The organism is Roseovarius tolerans (assembly GCF_900109855.1).
Classification (GTDB): domain Bacteria; phylum Pseudomonadota; class Alphaproteobacteria; order Rhodobacterales; family Rhodobacteraceae; genus Roseovarius; species Roseovarius tolerans.
In genome coordinates this window covers 201,103-217,740 of the sequence record NZ_FOBO01000002.1, presented here as the reverse complement: position 1 = coordinate 217,740, position 16,638 = coordinate 201,103, and the positions used below count along the sequence as shown (strand labels likewise).

Below are 16,638 nucleotides of genomic sequence, written 5' to 3'. Positions count from 1 at the left end.
TCGCATAATCTTAACAGGCCGCAAGCCAGCCAAGGACCGCCGCCCATGCGCCCTGATCGCCAGATCGCCCGTGACATTTCCTATGCCTATTCCGCCCAGACCAAGGGCGGGCGGGCCATGATCCGCACGATGGAGAACCTGACCGGGCGCATCGCCCTGATCAAACGTGCGGCGGGATACGAGACCGAGGTCTCGCGCGGGCGCGATTTCTGGGAAGTGATCGTGGAGCGCTACGGGCTGACGCTAGACGTAGTGGGCGGCAGCCTGATGAACATCCCGCGCGAGGGGCCTTTGGTGCTGATCGCCAATCACCCTTACGGCATCCTCGACGGGCTGATGATGGGCCACATCCTCAGCCAGACCCGGGGCGACTTTCGCATTCTGGCGCACCAGGTGTTCCGCAAGGCCGAAGATCTCAACAAGGTGATCCTGCCGATCAGTTTCGACGGCACCAAAGAGGCGGTCGCGCTCAATCTCGCCACACGCAAGGCGTCGCTCGATTACCTGGGGCAGGGCGGGGCGATTGGCGTCTTTCCCGGCGGCACGGTCAGCACGGCGGCCAAGCCGTTTTCGCGCCCGATGGACCCGGGCTGGCGCGGATTCACGGCCAAGATGATCGCCAAGAGCGAGGCCACCGTTGTGCCCGTCTATTTCGACGGTCACACCAGCCGCCTCTTTCAGTTGGCGAGCCACCTGCATTACACGCTGCGCATGGGGCTCTTGATCAAGGAATTCCGCAAACGGGTGGACACGCCCGTCAAGGTCGTGGTGGGTGATCCGATCCCGCGCAGCACGCTCGCGCAATATACCGGCGACACGAAATCCCTGATGGCATTTCTGCGCGCAAAGACCTATGAATTATCGCCAAGCCCGGTTATCGCCTCGGAAATCGGGTTCGAATACGAGTAACGACATTGGGCGCGGAACATGGCGGTAGGGATTTTCGACAGCGGGCTGGGCGGCCTGACGGTTTGGGACGCGGTGAGCAAGCGTCTCCCCGAGGTGCCGTTTGTCTATCTCGGCGACAACGCCCACACGCCCTACGGTGTGCGCGATCCCGATGATATCTATGATCTGACCACGACCAACGTCGCACGGCTGTTCGATGCCGGCTGCGATCTGGTAATTCTGGCCTGCAACACCGCCTCCGCCGCCGCCCTGCGCCGCATGCAGGAGGCCTGGGTGCCCGAGGGCAAGCGCGTGCTGGGCGTCTTCGTGCCGCTGATCGAGGCGCTGACCGAACGGGAGTGGGGCGACAACTCTCCGCCGCGCGAGGTGGCCGTGAAGAACGTCGCGCTTTTCGCGACGCCTGCGACGGTCGCAAGCCGCGCGTTTCAGCGCGAACTGGCGTTTCGCGCCATCGGCGTCGATGTCGAGGCGCAGGCCTGTGGCGGTGTCGTGGACGCCATCGAAGAGGGTGACATGATCCTTGCCGAGGCGCTGGTGCGCTCCCATGTGGACGCGCTCAGGCGCAAGATGCCGCACCCGGAGGCCGCCGTTCTGGGCTGCACGCATTACCCGTTGGTTGAGGACGTGTTTCGCGATGCTTTGGGTCCCGACGTTGCGGTCTATTCGCAGCCCACGCTGGTCGCGGCGAGCCTGAGCGATTACCTCGGTCGCCACCCCGACAAGATCGGACCCGGCCCAGAGTCGGTTTTTCTGACCACGGGCGATCCCAAGCGCGTGTCTTCCCGCGCGACGCAGTTCCTGCGACGAGAGATCAGCTTTCGTCCCGTCTGAGCGCGCGTTGCACTGAGCCGCGATACGCACTATCCCCTGTTTGAATTTCGCTATGAGAGGTCACCATGACCCATAAAATCGCCATCCTGGGCGCGTCCGGCTATACCGGCGCCGAACTTGTCCGGCTGATTGCCACCCATCCCGACCTTGAGATTGCGGCGCTTGCTGCCAATTCCAAGGCCGGGCAGGGGATGGGCACCGTCTTTCCGCATCTGCGCCATCTCGATCTGCCCGATCTGGTTACGATTGAAGAGATCGACTTCGCAGATATCGATCTGTGTTTCTGTGCCCTGCCGCACAAGACCAGCCAGGAGGTGATCGCCGCGCTGCCGCGCGACCTGAAGATCATCGATCTCTCCGCAGATTTCCGGCTGCGCGACCCGGCAGCCTATGAAAAGTGGTATGGCAATCCCCATGCCGCACCCGAGTTGCAGAAAGAGGCGGTCTACGGGTTGACCGAGTTCTACCGCGACGAGATCGTGGGCGCGCGGCTGGTGGCGGGCACCGGCTGCAACGCGGCGACCGGGCAGTATATCCTGCGGCCGCTGATTTCCGCCGGGGTGATCGACCTCGATGAGATCATCCTCGACCTGAAATGCGCCGTCTCTGGGGCGGGCCGCAGCCTCAAGGAAAATCTGCTGCATGCGGAATTGTCCGAGGGCTATCACGCCTATGCCCTGGGCAGTACGCACCGGCATCTGGGCGAGTTCGATCAGGAGTTCTCGGCCATCGCCGGGCGGCCCGTGGAGATCCAGTTCACGCCCCATCTGATCCCCGCCAATCGCGGCATTCTGGCGACGGCCTATCTGCGGGGCTCCGCACAGGCGGTGCATGACACGCTGAACGCGGCCTATGCGTCCGAGCCCTTCATCGAGGTTCTCCCCTTGGGCGAAGCCCCCAGCACGCGCCACATCCGGGGCAGCAATTTCTGCCATATCGGTGTTGTCGCCGACCGGCAGGCGGGGCGTTGCACCGTCATTGCGGCGCTCGATAACCTGACAAAAGGTAGCAGCGGGCAGGCGTTGCAAAATGCCAATCTGATGTTATCTCTGGACGAGACGACGGGCCTCATGCTGGCCCCGGTCTTTCCGTAAAAAGGGACGACGCCCATGAAATCGCTGAAGAAGAAGCGCCGCGTGCAGGTGATCGCGATTGCCGCCGTGGCGTTGGTAATGGCGACCGCGCTCATCGGCTACGGGATGCGCGACGGGATCAATTTCTTCCGCTCGCCCACCCAAGTACTGGCCGAACCGCCAAGCGAGACCGAGATTTTTCGCATCGGCGGTCTGGTCGAGGAAGGCAGCCTGAAACGCGGTCAGGGCGAGGTGATCCACTTCAACGTGACCGATGGCGGCGGCGTGGTGCCTGTGACCTACAAGGGGGTTCTGCCCGATCTTTTCGAGGAAAATCAGGGCATGGTCGGCACCGGCAGCTATCGCGGCGGGGTGTTTGAAGCCAGCGAAATCCTCGCCAAGCATGACGAGGATTACATGCCCAAGGAAGTCGTCGACGCGCTCAAAGAGCAAGGCGTCTACAAGGAGGCGGACGGCAGTTAAGGGTGCTGCCGTCGGGTTTCGAGTATTTTCGCCATAAAGAAACCATGGTGATGAGATGAGAGCGCGCGCTGGTTCAGGCGCGCGTTAATGTTTTCGATCCCATCCTCGCGCCCATGTTGCATAGGCAAGATGGGGCAGGCGGATGCAAAGCATTGAACAGATAGCCGAAGAGATCGTCGCACGCGAAGGCGGCTTCGTGAACGACCCCGACGATCCCGGCGGGGCCACGAATTTCGGGGTGACGATCCACACGATGCGGCGCTTGGGGCTCGATCTCGACCGTGACGGCGACGTGGATGTGGGCGATGTGCGATCGCTCAGTCGGGGGCAGGCGGTGGCGATCTTCATCGACCACTACTATCAGCGCCCCGGCATCGCGGGCTTGCCCGAGGCACTGCGCGCCAGCGTCTTTGACATGTATGTCAATGCCGGGGCCAATGCGGTGAAGATATTGCAGCGCCTCTTGCGCGAGATGGGCGAGGCGGTGGATGTGGACGGTGTCATCGGCCCGCAGACGCAAGCCGCGGCGGCGCGCGCGGCGCAGGCGGCCCCGGATCATATCGCCGACGCCTACGGGATCGCGCGGCGCAATTACTACCTGGCCCTCGCCGATGCCCGCCCCGCCAGCCGCAAATTCGCGCGGACGCGTTCGGGCGGCAAGGGCGGCTGGATCAGGCGCGCGGAAGAGTTCATCGCGCCGCGCTTTCATCTGAGCGATCAGGCCTTTCAGGAGAGGGTGGCGGCATGGTAATCGATATCCTGCGCGCGCTTTTCGGGACGGGCGGCAACGTGGTGCGCGAGACTGCCGAGGTGTTTCGCGTCAATGCCGAGGCCGCCGATCAGCGCCGGGTCGAGACGCAGCGCGCTGCGCTTGATCAGATGGCGGCGGAGTTTCGGGGCGAAGGGCGCGGCCTGTTCGACCGGATCATCGACGGGCTCAACCGCATTCCGCGCCCGGCCATGGCGCTCGGGACGCTGGCGCTGTTTGTCGCGGCGATGGTCGATCCGCTGTGGTTCGGTGAGCGGATGGCGGGGCTGGCGCTTGTGCCCGATCCGCTCTGGTGGCTGTTGGGTGCGATCGTCAGTTTCTATTTCGGCGCGCGCTATCAGGTGAAGGGGCAGGAATTTCAACGCTCCATTGCCGCCACGCTGGCGCGCGCGCCGCAGGTGGTCGAGAGCGTGGCGCAACTGCGCGCCCTGCGCGCCGACAGCCCCGGTGCCGCCGATCCCGGCCCCGATGCCGACACCGCGCTGCGCGTGCTCACCCCCTCGGGTAACCCGGCGCTTGCAGAATGGCGCGCAATGGCCTGACCCCCGCGACAATGTGAACCGCGCCCGGTGCCGATTGCGATTGGCGCGGGGCCGCGCCTGCGTTATCTTTGACGCATGATTACAGAACTCGGTCACTTCGCCCTCATCCTGGCATTCCTCGTCGCCTGCGCGCAGGCGGTCATCCCACTGGTCGGCGCCCATAAACGCTGGCCCGGCTGGATGGCCTTCGCGGAACCGGCGGCGACGATCCAGTTCCTGTTGACGGCGGCATCCTTCGCGGCTCTTACATGGGCCTTCGTGACCTCTGATTTCTCGCTGCGGCTGGTCACTCTCAACAGCCATACCGACAAGCCGATGCTCTACAAGATCACCGGCGTCTGGGGCAATCACGAGGGCTCGATGCTGCTCTGGGTGCTGATCGTCACGCTCTTTGGTGGGGCGGTGGCGTGGTTCGGTGCGAACCTGCCGCCCTCGCTCAAGGCCCGCGTTCTGAGCGTGCAAGCGATGATCGGGGCCGCGTTCTTCGCCTTCATCCTGCTCACCTCGAACCCGTTCCTGCGCATGGCGACACCGCCCTTCAACGGGCAGGACCTCAACCCGCTCCTGCAGGATCCGGGCCTCGCGTTTCACCCGCCCTTCCTCTATCTCGGCTATGTCGGTCTTTCGATGACCTTCTCTTTTGCCGTGGCCGCCCTGATCGAGGGGCGTGTCGATGCGGCCTGGGGCCGTTGGGTGCGGCCCTACACGCTGGCGGCGTGGATTTTCCTGACCATTGGCATCGGGCTAGGCTCCTGGTGGGCCTATTACGAGCTTGGTTGGGGTGGCTTCTGGTTCTGGGACCCGGTGGAGAACGCCAGCTTCATGCCCTGGCTCATTGCCGCAGCACTCCTGCATTCCGCCATCGTGGTGGAAAAGCGTGAGTCTTTGAAAAGCTGGACCATCCTTCTGGCAATCATCGCCTTCGGCTTTTCCATGGTCGGTGCCTTCATCACCCGCTCCGGCGTGCTGACGAGCGTCCATGCCTTCGCGACGGACCCCGAGCGTGGCGTGTTCCTGCTGGGCATCACCGCCGCCTTCATGATGGGCGCGCTCACGCTCTTTGCCGCGCGCGCCAATGTGATGCAGGCGCGGGGCGTGTTCAGCATGGTCAGCCGGGAATCGGTGCTGGTGCTCAACAACATCCTTCTGGCAGTGGCCTGTTTCGTGGTCTTTATCGGCACGATGTGGCCGCTCATTGCCGAGATGGCGTTTGATCGCAAACTCTCGGTCGGAGCGCCTTTCTTCAACGCAGCATTTACCCCCTTCATGGTGCTGCTTGGCCTCGTCCTGCCGGTCGGCGCGATGATGGCGTGGAAACGTGCCACGGTGGGCCGGGTGGTGCGACAACTGATCCCCGCTTTCGTCCTCGCCGTAGCGATCGGCGCGCTGGCCTGGGCGATCCAATCCGGGCGTTCGGCGCTCGGACCCGTGGGCCTGTTCCTCGGGGCATGGCTGGTGGCCGGTGCGATGGTCGATATCTGGTCGCGCACCGGGCGTGGCAGCGGGCGTCTCGCACGCCTCACCCGTTTGCCGCGTGCAGATTGGGGCAAGGCGGTCGCGCATGGTGGTCTGGGCGTGACCATGGCCGGCATCGCCGCGATGATGGCCTGGGAGGCCGAGGATATCCGCGTGCTGCAAGTCGGCGAGGATCTGGAAATCGCGGGCTACGGTCTGCGCCTCGACGAGGTGCATCAGGAGCAGGGGCCGAATTACATGGCCACCAAGGCGACCTTCACCCTCAGCCAGAACGGCCGCGAGATTTCCGAAATGCACCCTGAGAAGCGTGTCTACCCGGTGGCGGAGATGCCCACCACCGAGGCCGCGCTCGATAACGGCTTCCTGCGTGACATCTACGTCGTCATCGGTGACCCGCAAGAAGGTGGCGGCTGGGCCGTGCGCAGCTATTACAAGCCGCTGGCCAACTGGATCTGGGGCGGCACGATCCTTATGGCCCTCGGTGGGGCACTGTCGCTCAGCGACCGTCGCTACCGCGTGGCCGCAGGTGCGCGCAAACTGCCGCAAGGGGTGCCCGCAGAATGAAACGCCTGATCCTTGCGCTCTGCGTGATCGCGGCGCCCGTCTTCGCGGTGCAGCCTGACGAAATCCTCGACGATCCCGCCCTGGAAGAGCGCGCGCGTGACATCTCCGCGGGCCTGCGCTGTCTGGTCTGCCGCAACGAGAGCATCGACGATTCCAACGCCGAACTCGCCCGCGATCTGCGCCTTCTGGTCCGCGAGCGGCTGGTGGCGGGCGACAGTAACGAAGAGGTCGTGGACTTCGTCGTAGACCGCTACGGCGAATACGTGCTTCTCAAGCCGCGTAGCGGTGGCTCCAACCTGCTGTTGTGGATGGCGGGGCCGATTATGCTCGGTGCGGGGCTGGTGATGGCAGGGGTTTATCTGCGCGGCCGGGCGCGAACACCTGAGCGCGAAGTCGCCCGCCTCAGCGAGGCCGAAGAACGTCGCCTGCGCGAGATTCTCGACGACTGACGCGCCGTTGCCCTTGGCCCGGGGACAGCGATAGGGTTTGATCCCCGAGACCACGTCAGGAGGGCCGATTCCCGTGAAAGATTACCAGACCATCACGCTCGAAATGATCGAGGGCGTCGCCGTCCTTTGCCTCAACCGGGCCGACAAGATGAACGCGCTCAACACGCAGATGCGCGCCGAAATCACCGATGCGATGACCCATGCGGCACGCGAGGCGCGCGTGATCGTGCTCACCGGCAAGGGCAAGGCGTTCTGCTCGGGCCAGGATCTGAGCGATGGCGGCAACGCGACGACCCTGGATCTGGAACGGGTCCTGCGCGAGGAATACGTGCCGATGCTGCGCGCCATCACCAATTGCCCGGTGCCGACGATCAGCGCCGTCAACGGGCCCGCAGCGGGAGCAGGGGCCAATCTGGCGCTCTCGGCGGATGTTGTGATCGCCACCGAGGCCGCCTATTTCCTGCAGGCTTTCACCCGGATCGGGCTTATCCCCGACGCAGGCGGCACATGGGCGCTGCCGCGCCAGATGGGCATGGCCAAGGCGATGGGCGCCGCCCTCTTTGCAGAGCCGATCAGCGCCCGGCAGGCCAGCGATTGGGGGATGATCTGGGAGTGCGTCAGCGACGAAGGCTTCGAGGCGCATTGGCAGGCGCGCGCCGCCCACCTCGCCAAGGGCCCGACGCAGACCTACAATGCCGTCAAGCAGGCGATCCGTGGCACCTGGGATAACACGATGGAACAGCAACTGGATCTCGAGGCCAAGCTGCAAGGCAGCTGCGGCCAGAGCCGCGATTTTCAGGAGGGCGTGATGGCTTTCCTCGAAAAGCGCCCCGCGCAATTCGAGGGGCGCTGAACCGCCTCTTCAGGGGGCAGCCCATGCCCCCTGTCATCAGCTTGCCACCGCCAGCGACGGGCGCTCGACGAGGATGACATCATCCACCGTCATGGTCGCCCCCGCGCCACTGACCAACGCAACCGCCGCGCCGTCCACGCTGACGACCGCATTGCCATCCGCATCCGGGGCGACCGTCACGGCAGGCACCGCCCCGCCATCGGCGATGTAGTTATAGGCGACCAGTTCCGACTCGGGGTCGAAATCGGTGATCGTCGCCACCTCGCCGGGGGCTGACCAGTCACCGATCGTGAAACTGTCGATGCCAAGGCCACCCGTGGCGATATCGGCCCCGCCCATCAGGATCACATCGTCGCCGCTGCCCCCCAGCAGCGTGTCAGTGCCATGCGTGTCGCTGCCCGGTGCCGGGGCGGTGATGCCCGGGCCCGTCAGCGGATCGGTCACACCGCTCAGGTCGATTGCAGCGAGGTCCGCAGCACTCTGGCTGTTCAGGCCAACATCAAGGCCAAAGAGAACATCATCCCCGGAATTGCCCTGGATCAGGTCGCTGCCAAACCCGCCCACCACGACGTCGTTCTCGGTGCCGCCCCAGAGCACGTCGCTGGAATTGCCGCCAAGGATGGTATCATCGCCCTCGCGGCCAAACACCTCGTCGCGGCCACCCAGGGCCGAGATCGCATCATCGCCCTCGCGCCCGTTGATTTGATCGCCGACTTCCGCACCGTCGATAGAATCGGCCCCGTCGGTGCCCTCGATGACGTTCAGATCGTCACCCAGCAAAGAGCCGGGCCCGCCCGCACTGTCGTCACCGCCGCTGCGCGGCAACAATTGCACATCGGCTGCGGTCAGCGTCGCTCCGGCACCTTCGACCAGCGCAACTGGCTCTCCGCCCACGCTCACCACCGCGTTGCCATCTGCATCTGGCGCGACGGTCACCTCCGGGGTGACACCGCCCAAATCGGTATAAACAAAGCTCAGCGCCTCGGTGGCGGCGTGGAAATCGGTGATCGTGGCGACCGTGCCGGGCTCGATCCAGTCCCCGAGGACAAAGCTGTCAATGCCCAGCCCGCCGGTCGCGGTATCGCCGCTCCCCGCTAACAGGTCGTCATCACCGCTGCCACCCAGCAGCGTATCCGCGCCATGCTGATCGTCGCCCGCGCCCGGCAGCGCGGCCGTGCCGCCCTCGGTAGCAGCAGCGGCAAGTTCCGTCGCGCTCTGACTGTTGAGGTCGATATCGACCCCGAAGAGCACATCGTCACCCGCATTACCCTGAATGAGATCATCACCCGCGCCGCCGATCACCGTGTCGTCACCGGCACCGCCCCAGAGCACATCCGAGGAATTTCCCCCCAGCAGAAGGTCATTGCCGTCCTGCGCGAACACCTCGTCGCGCCCGCCAGAGGCAGAGATCGTGTCATCCCCCTCTCGCCCGGTGATCTGATCGCCCACCAGCGACCCGTCGATGCTGTCGGCCAGGTCGGTCCCGTCGATCACGTTGAGGTCATCCCCCAGCAGATCGTCATCCCCCGGCGTATCGTCTCCGCCGTTCAGAAGATCATCGCCGGTCATTCCGTCATCACCGGAAGCGACATCGTCATCGTTGTCATCATCATCAAGCTCGTCGATCACGAACGCAGCAAGCCCGGCACTGGCCAAAAGCCCCAGAAACAAGAACGCACCCATTTGAAATCCCCCGGATACTGGTACAACACTTTGTTTGGCGTGGCAGACACACCGCAACATACGTTAGCCTTACGCACTTTCGTGCGCTATGCAATTATAAATAAAGTCAAATTTGTGTTCGAAGGTTTGTCTTGTCGGGACAACGGCTAAGTTGATCAGCGATTGTCTCTGAACCCGCTACAATCCGCCGGGCCGTTGCAGATACGAAAAGCCCGGCCATTGGCCGGGCTCCGCGTCGCGCAGTCAGCGCTTTTCGATATCGACGTAATCGCGCAGTGTCTCGCCCTGATAGAGCTGCCGGGGACGTCCGATCTTCATCTGCGGATCGCTGATCATCTCTTTCCACTGCGAGATCCAGCCGATGGTGCGCGAGACCGCGAACACCGGCGTGAACATCGAGGTCGGCAAGCCCATCGCCTCGAGGATGATGCCCGAATAGAAATCCACGTTCGGGAAGAGTTTCTTGTCGGTGAAATAGTCATCCGCAAGCGCTTGCTTCTCCAGCTCCTTGGCGACCTGCAGGGTCGGGTTGTTCTCGACCCCCAGTAGTTCCAGCACCTCGTCGGCGGATTGCTTCATCACCTTGGCGCGCGGATCGAAGTTCTTGTAGACCCGGTGACCAAAGCCCATCAGGCGGAACGGGTCGTCCTTGTCCTTGGCCCGTGCGATGAATTCGGGGATGCGGTCGGGCGTACCAATCTCGCGCAGCATCTCGAGGCAGGCCTGGTTGGCCCCGCCATGCGCAGGCCCCCAGAGACAGGCAATGCCCGCCGCGATACAGGCAAACGGATTGGCCCCCGACGACGACGCCAGACGCACGGTCGAGGTTGAGGCGTTCTGTTCATGATCCGCATGCAGCGTGAAAATCCGGTCCATCGCGCGGCTCAGGATCGGGTTGACCTCGTAATCCTCGGCCGGAACGGCAAAGCACATGCGCAAGAAGTTCGACGCGTAATCAAGATCGTTGCGCGGATAGACGAAGGGCTGCCCGATCGAATACTTGTACGCCCAGGCGGCAATCGTCGGCATCTTGGCGATCAGCCGGATCGAGGCCACTTCGCGCTGCCACTCGTCGCTGATATCGGTGCTGTCGTGATAGAATGCCGACATCGCTCCGACAACACCGACCATGATCGCCATCGGATGCGCGTCACGCCGGAAGCCACGGAAGAAATAGACCATCTGCTCGTGCAGCATGGTGTGGTTGGTCACCCGGCTCTCGAAATCCTCCAACTCGGCGGGCGAGGGCAACTCGCCATAGAGCAGCAGGTAGCAAACCTCGAGAAAATGGGATTTCTCGGCCAGTTGGTCGATCGGATACCCCCGGTGTAGCAACTCACCCTTGTCACCGTCGATGAAGGTGATGGTGCTGTCGCAGCTTGCCGTCGAGGTAAAGCCGGGATCATAGGTGAACACGCCCGCCGTGCCATAGAGCTTGCGGATGTCCACCACATCGGGGCCCACCGTGGGCGAAAAGATCGGCAGATCATAGGTCTTGCCGTCGATTTCCAGCTTGGCGGCTCTTTTGTTCTCTGACATCAGGGGTCCTCCCTCTCAACGCCCGCATGGCCATAGCGCCCCGGGCTGGATAAACGTAAACCCGGGCAAGGCGTCAGGCCCCGCCGCGGGCGGCGTCGGTCAGTCGGGCGATGCTTTCATCACGCCCGAGAACCAGCATCATGTCGAACACGCTCGGTGTTGCGCTGCGGCCTGCAAGCGCGGCCCGCAATGGACCGGCCAGCTTGCCGAATTTCATGCCGTGGGTTTCGGCGAATTGGGTCGCGAGAGCCTCGATACCGTCTCGCGTCCACGTAGCATTTTGCAACTGCGGCGTCAATTCACTCAGTATACCACGGGATACATTATCCAGCTGCGCAGCCGCCTTCTCCTCCGGAACGATAGGCCGTTCGGTAATTATAAACTCTGCCTTATCAAGTAGTTCCGGGAATGTCTTCGCGCGTTCCTTGAGGCAGTAAATACCCCGTTCCATCAGCGTCACCTTTGCGTCAGATAGCGGGGCCTGACCGGTCACAGCCAAGAATCCCTGCAATTCATGCAGCAGTGCAGCATCGTCCATCGCCGCGATATGCTGACCGCAGAGATTCTCCAGCTTCTTGAAATCGAGCCGCGCGGGCGATTTGCCGATGCCGGTGATGTCGAACCACTCCACCGCCTGCGCGTCCGAGAAGAACTCGTCATCGCCATGGCTCCAGCCCAGACGCGCGAGGTAATTGCGCATGCCCGCCGCCGGATAGCCCATCTTGTGGTATTCCTCGACGCCAAGCGCGCCATGGCGTTTCGACAGCTTCTTGCCATCGGGGCCGTGGATAAGCGGGATATGGGCGTACGTGGGCAGGGGCCAGCCCATGGCCTGATAGATCAGCATCTGGCGCGCCGCGTTGTTGAGGTGATCGTCGCCCCGGACCACATGCGTCACGCCCATGTCATGGTCATCCACCGCAACCGCCAGCATGTAGACCGGTGTGCCATCGCCGCGTAACAGCACCATATCATCGAGCTGGTCGTTGCGGATGGTGATGTCGCCTTGCACCACGTCACGGATCACCGTCACACCTTCGCGCGGGGCCTTGATGCGGATCACATAGGCGCTGTCGCCGGGGTGCTGGTCGGGCGTGGCCTCGCGCCAAGGGCTTCGAAACAGCGTGGAGCGCCCCTCGGAGCGGGCGGTATCGCGAAAGGTCTCGATCTCGTCCTGGGTGGAAAAGCACTTGTAGGCATGGCCCTCGGCGAGCAGCTGATGCGCGACCTCGCGGTGCCGCTCGGCGCGCGCAAACTGGCTCACGGCCTCGCCGTCATGATCGAGCCCCAGCCAGGCCATCCCGTCGAGAATCGCCTGCGTGGCCTCTGGGGTGGAGCGCGCCCGATCCGTATCCTCGATCCGCAACAGGAACTTGCCGCCCCGGCCCCGGGCATAAAGCCAGTTGAACAGCGCCGTCCGCGCCCCGCCGATATGCAGAAAGCCGGTGGGCGAGGGGGCAAAACGGGTCACGACTGGGCTTGCCATGGAGCGGATTAACCTTTCGGTAACGATGCAGGGGCTAGGATCTGCCACTGTCTATCGGTCCGCCGGGAGGGACACAAGTGGCGCGCGTCTGGCATCTGATCGAACACGGATGGCTGTCGCAGCGCGGATCGCTGTTCCCGTGGGTCCCGGTTTGGTTCGGCTGCGGCGTCGGCCTCTATTTCGCGCTGCGGGTCGAACCGCCGGCGGCCGCGCTCTGGGCGTGCTGCGCGGGGGCTCTTTTGCTCGGGCTGCTGGCCCTGCGCGGGCGCGAATGGGCCGGGCCGTTCTTGCTGCTTTGCGCTTTGGTGCTGGCGGGCGTGGCGATCGCGGGTGCGCGGGCGCATCTGGTCGCCGGGCCGGTTCTCGGCTGGCGCTATTACGGCCCCGTCGAGGGGCGGATTGTCGTGATCGACCGCTCGGCCTCGGACGCGCTGCGCCTGACGCTCGACCGCGTGGTGCTGGAGCGCATGCGCCCTGACAAGGTGCCCGACCGTGTGCGCGTCTCGCTGCACGGCGATCAGGGCTTCACCACCCCGCGCCCCGGATTGCGGGTGATGATGACCGCGCATCTCGGCCCGCCCTCCGGACCGGTCGAGCCCGGCGGCTTCGACTTTCAGCGTCACGCCTGGTTCCTGGGGATCGGTGCGGTTGGCTACACACGCACGCCCGTCCTGACGGCGGGCGAGGCACACGGCGCGCAGGCCCTCTTCCGGGCGCGCATGGCGCTTTCGGGCCATGTTCAGGACCGGCTGCCGGGGCAGGGCGGGGCCTTTGCCGCCGCCATCATGACCGGCGACCGCTCGGGCCTGTCGCAAGAGACGTTGCAGGCCATGCGTATCTCCAATCTTGCGCATCTTCTGGCCATATCGGGGTTGCATATGGGGCTCTTGGCCGGGTTCGTCTTCGCCGCCTGCCGCCTAGGCCTCGCGGCCCTTCCGGGGATCGGGCTGCGCTGGCCGATCAAGAAGATCGCGGCGGGTGTCGCAATCCTCGCAGGGGCGGGGTATCTCGGCCTCTCGGGCGGCAATGTCGCGACCGAACGCGCCTTTGTCATGGTGGCGGTGATGCTGTTTGCTGTGATGCTCGACCGGCGCGCGCTCAGCCTGCGGGCGGTGGCGGTGGCGGCGGTCATCGTGCTTTGCCTGCAACCCGAGGCGCTGCTCGGTCCCGGGTTCCAGATGTCATTTTCCGCCACGGTGGCGCTGGTCGCCGTCTTTGGCTGGTTGCGCGACGCGCAGGTGCCGCTCGGGCCGCGCTGGCTGCGTCCCGTACTGGCGGTGGTGATCTCCTCGGCGGTAGCGGGGGCGGCAACGGCACCCGTCGCCGCGGCGCATTTCAACCAGATCGCGCAATATGGCCTGCTCGCAAACCTGATGAGCGTGCCCTTGATGGGCGTCCTGGTGATGCCCGCAGCCGTGGTCGCGGCGCTCCTCTTGCCGTTCGGTCTCGACTGGGTGCCGCTCTGGGTGATGGGGCAGGGGCTCGATTGGATCCTCGGCGTGGCGACGCGCGTGTCGACGTGGGAGGGCGCGCGCGGCCTCGTCGTCTCTCCGGGGCCCGAGGTTCTGCCGCTCATCGCCTTCGGTGCGCTTGTTCTCGTGCTGTGGCAAGGGCGGGCGCGCGTCATTGGGCTGGCGCCCGCGATGCTTGGATTTTGGCTCTGGTCCGAAGCCGACCGGCCCGCCATTCTGGTTTCGGACAATGGCGCGCTTGTCGGTGTGCTCACCTCCGAGGGCCGTGCCCTCAGCAAACCGCGCGGCGGTGGCTTCGTCGCCCTCAACTGGCTGGAGAATGATGGCGATGCCGCAACTCAGGAAGACGCGCATCTGCGCTGGCCCGAGAACTCAAGCCTGCCGATGCCGTTGCAGGTGGTGATCGGTGCACGTGCGGCCCGCGAAACGGTCGATTGCGGTGGCGCCTCTCTCGTTGTCTTCAGCGCCGAACCCGACACCTTTCCGGACACCGACACTTGTCAGAGCATCACGCCCAAGACCCTGAGCAGAACCGGCTCGCTTGCCATCTTCGACGAGACATCCGGTCTGCGCGTCGTCACCGCGCGATCGGTGACCGGCACCCGCCTGTGGTCTGCTCAGTAAGTGCGGATAAGGCCCACAAGCCGCCCCTGCACCTTGACCTGGTCATCTGGAAAAACGCGGGTTTCATAGGCCGGGTTGGCGGCTTCCAGCGCAATGGCGTTGCCCTTGCGGAAAAACCGCTTGAGCGTGGCCTCTTCATCCTCGATCAGCGCCACGACGATATCGCCATTATCGGCAGTCCGGGTCTCGCGGATGATCACGACGTCCCCGTCGTTGATCCCCGCCTCGATCATCGAGTCACCCTTGACTTCCAGCGCATAATGCTCGCCCTTGCCCGAAATCATGCCGCCCGGCACCGACACGTTGCGGCTGGCATGTGCGATCGCCTCGATCGGCACACCGGCGGCGATCCGCCCCATCAACGGCACCTCGAACGCCAATGCCGTGTCGACCGGTTGCGCGTTGGCAGGTTGCGCGGCGGTGGGGCGGTCACCCTCGATGACGCGCGGGGTAAAGCCATGCGTCGCCTCGCCGCCAAGGCTTTGCGGCAACTTGACGATTTCAAGCGCGCGCGCCCGGTGAGCAAGCCGCCGGATGAACCCGCGTTCCTCGAGCGCCGTGATCAGGCGGTGGATGCCCGATTTGGAGCGCAAATCCAGCGCCTCCTTCATCTCGTCAAAGCTGGGTGGCACACCGTCGCGCTGCACGCGTTTGTGGATGAATTCAAGCAGATCGAGCTGTTTTTTGGTAAGCATCGGCCATGTTCCCTGCGCTTGGCGTTTGTTTTGTTCTACGCATGTTCTTGTTTTGTGTCAACCCATGGTCCCGAGATCTGGCGGTGGCGGATGCCCCGCTCCGAACACCCGCACCCTGAGGTCCGAGGCTTTTGCCGCAAAGTTTCAAATTTGGTCTTGTAACCCGTCACGCGCCACGGCTATACGCGTCGGCGGAGACGTGGCCGAGTGGTCGAAGGCGCTCCCCTGCTAAGGGAGTAGGCCCGGAAGGGTCTCGAGGGTTCGAATCCCTTCGTCTCCGCCATTTTCCTAAAAACCGCTATCTCGTAACGACCTGACAGTAGCGTCGAATTCGGCGTTTCCGCGCTGACGGCGGTGTTTGGTCCGCTTGATTGTCGTCCATAAGAGCCGCGCCGACCTTCCTGTTGCTCGAATACCGGACAAGCCCGCATCCCAACGGCGCAGGCACTACCTGGCGATCATTCAGTGGCATGATCTATTCCAGTCGTTCGCGCTCGGCCTCTGCGGACAGCGGCTGCGAGGCGCCGCTTGCCGCGTAAAATGCGTCAAGCGTTTCAAGGGACGAGGCGGGGGCATAGCCATCGCCTGCCGAATGCGTCGCGATGGCAATGCGCAGGGACCACTCCGCTCCGTTCCGACACGCGACGCCGACGTGGCCGGTCCCGCCCTCTGCGTCCGTCTCGTATTCACGGCAGAACGCGCCCGCGCTATCGGTAAAGGACGCAACGACGCTCATGCGCCGCCCGTCCGGCAACCGGTCTTCCGCGCCCGAGGGCAGGGTGCCCAGCCGCTCCTGCACGGCTGAGCTTAGCAGTGTCGCACCCGTCTCCGGAGCGCCGGGCGCAAGCAACAGCCCCGCCGACAGGCCGACCGCCAGCGCCAGCGAGGCGGCCATCGCCATCGGCTGCCACCGGGGGGCAGGACGATGCAGTGGCACCACGTTCTCCGCCTCGGGAGACGTGGTCGCCGCCATCTCGCGAATGCGCGCCTCCAGATCGGGCGACACCGTGGCCTCCGGATTGGCCAGCGCCGCCGCCTTCACCCAGTCCGCGCTCTGCGTGAAGAGCGCGTAGCGATCCGCCAGCGCCGGATCGGCGGCAATCTGCGCGTGCAGCCGCGCGGCCTCGTCGCCGTCGATCTCGCCATCAGCGAGCGCCATCAATGTGTCATCGTCGATATCCATCGTCACG

Annotated in this window: 15 protein-coding genes and 1 tRNA gene; 11 read left to right on the top strand and 5 right to left on the bottom strand. The window is 64.4% G+C overall.

Going from position 1 to position 16,638, the window contains the following annotated elements; genetic code table 11:
* Positions 1-45 precede the first annotated feature (45 nt).
* The 9 genes from BMX04_RS02845 to BMX04_RS02805 all read left to right on the top strand — a co-directional run bounded on the left by BMX04_RS02845 (position 46) and on the right by BMX04_RS02805 (position 7,949).
* Positions 46-909 carry a lysophospholipid acyltransferase family protein gene (locus BMX04_RS02845; RefSeq protein ID WP_074784905.1) on the top strand — a complete coding sequence of 288 codons (864 nt, stop codon included), beginning with the start codon at positions 46-48 and terminating at the stop codon, positions 907-909.
* 18 nt (positions 910-927) lie between these two features.
* On the top strand, positions 928-1,740 hold the full coding sequence (locus tag BMX04_RS02840; RefSeq protein ID WP_074784904.1) for a glutamate racemase: 813 nt from the start codon (positions 928-930) through the stop codon (positions 1,738-1,740).
* A 65-nt stretch (positions 1,741-1,805) separates the two neighbouring features.
* Complete coding sequence (gene argC, locus BMX04_RS02835) at positions 1,806-2,834, top strand: N-acetyl-gamma-glutamyl-phosphate reductase (RefSeq protein ID WP_074784903.1); 1,029 nt, start codon at positions 1,806-1,808, stop codon at positions 2,832-2,834.
* A 15-nt stretch (positions 2,835-2,849) separates the two neighbouring features.
* Positions 2,850-3,296 (top strand): cytochrome c maturation protein CcmE, encoded by a 447-nt coding sequence (gene ccmE, locus BMX04_RS02830; RefSeq protein ID WP_074784902.1) that lies wholly within the window; start codon positions 2,850-2,852, stop codon positions 3,294-3,296.
* A 142-nt stretch (positions 3,297-3,438) separates the two neighbouring features.
* Positions 3,439-4,047 (top strand): holin-associated N-acetylmuramidase, encoded by a 609-nt coding sequence (locus BMX04_RS02825; RefSeq protein WP_074784901.1) that lies wholly within the window; start codon positions 3,439-3,441, stop codon positions 4,045-4,047.
* Positions 4,041-4,607 carry a holin family protein gene (locus BMX04_RS02820; protein WP_074784900.1) on the top strand — a complete coding sequence of 189 codons (567 nt, stop codon included), beginning with the start codon at positions 4,041-4,043 and terminating at the stop codon, positions 4,605-4,607. Before BMX04_RS02825 ends, BMX04_RS02820 begins: the two co-directional genes overlap by 7 nt.
* 75 nt (positions 4,608-4,682) lie before the next feature.
* Entirely contained in the window at positions 4,683-6,647 is a 1,965-nt protein-coding gene (locus tag BMX04_RS02815; RefSeq protein ID WP_074784899.1) for a heme lyase CcmF/NrfE family subunit, read from the top strand.
* A complete protein-coding gene (locus BMX04_RS02810) occupies positions 6,644-7,096 on the top strand; it encodes a cytochrome c-type biogenesis protein (protein ID WP_074784898.1) in 453 nt (150 codons plus the stop codon). The genes BMX04_RS02815 and BMX04_RS02810 overlap by 4 nt, the downstream gene beginning before the upstream one ends.
* A 103-nt stretch (positions 7,097-7,199) precedes the next feature.
* Positions 7,200-7,949: an enoyl-CoA hydratase-related protein gene (locus BMX04_RS02805; protein WP_074784979.1), complete on the top strand. Its 750-nt coding sequence runs from the start codon at positions 7,200-7,202 to the stop codon at positions 7,947-7,949.
* A gap of 36 nt (positions 7,950-7,985) precedes the next feature.
* On the opposite strand, the gene BMX04_RS19735 is transcribed toward BMX04_RS02805, so the two are convergent.
* From BMX04_RS19735 to gltX, 3 genes are all read right to left on the bottom strand, one after another.
* Positions 7,986-9,632: a calcium-binding protein gene (locus BMX04_RS19735; RefSeq protein ID WP_074784897.1), complete on the bottom strand. Its 1,647-nt coding sequence runs from the start codon at positions 9,630-9,632 to the stop codon at positions 7,986-7,988.
* A 243-nt stretch (positions 9,633-9,875) separates the two neighbouring features.
* Complete coding sequence (gene gltA, locus BMX04_RS02795; protein WP_074784896.1) at positions 9,876-11,171, bottom strand: citrate synthase; 1,296 nt, start codon at positions 11,169-11,171, stop codon at positions 9,876-9,878.
* Between the two features lie 73 nt (positions 11,172-11,244).
* A complete protein-coding gene (gene gltX, locus BMX04_RS02790) occupies positions 11,245-12,657 on the bottom strand; it encodes a glutamate--tRNA ligase (protein ID WP_074784895.1) in 1,413 nt (470 codons plus the stop codon).
* A 77-nt stretch (positions 12,658-12,734) separates the two neighbouring features.
* On the opposite strand from gltX, the gene BMX04_RS02785 reads away from it, so the two are divergent.
* Complete coding sequence (locus BMX04_RS02785; RefSeq protein WP_074784894.1) at positions 12,735-14,753, top strand: ComEC/Rec2 family competence protein; 2,019 nt, start codon at positions 12,735-12,737, stop codon at positions 14,751-14,753.
* Here the strand turns inward: BMX04_RS02785 and lexA are convergent.
* The gene (gene lexA, locus BMX04_RS02780) at positions 14,747-15,448 is read right to left on the bottom strand and encodes a transcriptional repressor LexA (RefSeq protein WP_074784893.1); all 702 of its coding nucleotides are present in this window, start codon (positions 15,446-15,448) and stop codon (positions 14,747-14,749) included. The genes BMX04_RS02785 and lexA overlap by 7 nt on opposite strands.
* Before the next feature lie 193 nt (positions 15,449-15,641).
* On the opposite strand from lexA, the gene BMX04_RS02775 reads away from it, so the two are divergent.
* Positions 15,642-15,731 (top strand) — tRNA-Ser (locus BMX04_RS02775).
* 192 nt (positions 15,732-15,923) lie between these two features.
* Here the strand turns inward: BMX04_RS02775 and BMX04_RS02770 are convergent.
* Complete coding sequence (locus BMX04_RS02770) at positions 15,924-16,631, bottom strand: anti-sigma factor family protein (protein WP_074784892.1); 708 nt, start codon at positions 16,629-16,631, stop codon at positions 15,924-15,926.
* Between the last annotated feature and the right edge of the window lie 7 nt (positions 16,632-16,638).